Genomic DNA, 316 nt, shown 5'->3' on the forward strand with positions numbered 1-316 from the left:
ACGACATAAGTACGCCACGCCAAAACGATGATGGTGCTCGCTTATGAATCGGTATCGTTCTTCTCTTTCTCCGCGAGAAATCGTTGCCACTTTTTTACCAGATCCAGCTCCTTTTTCAGGCGTTCATTTTCACGCTTGAGCTTGCGCAGTTCACTGGATTCCGATGATTTTCCTGATACGGTTTTCTTCGCTTTGTTCACGGTCGACTTCACTGTTTTCGATGGTGTTCGGGAAGGTTTCAACAGACCTTCCCGGTATTCTTTACGCCATCGTGACAGCATGAATGGATGGATGTCCAAACGGACTGCGACTTCCT

Annotated in this window: 1 pseudogene; it reads right to left on the reverse strand. The window is 47.5% G+C overall.

Annotation, left to right across the window (positions count from 1 at the left end):
* Positions 1 to 316, reverse strand: a pseudogene (locus OUO13_RS12875) (transposase); the annotation flags it as partial.

The sequence above is a fragment of the Parathalassolituus penaei genome, from assembly GCF_026626885.1.
Taxonomy (GTDB): Bacteria; Pseudomonadota; Gammaproteobacteria; order Pseudomonadales; family Oceanobacteraceae; genus Oceanobacter; species Oceanobacter penaei.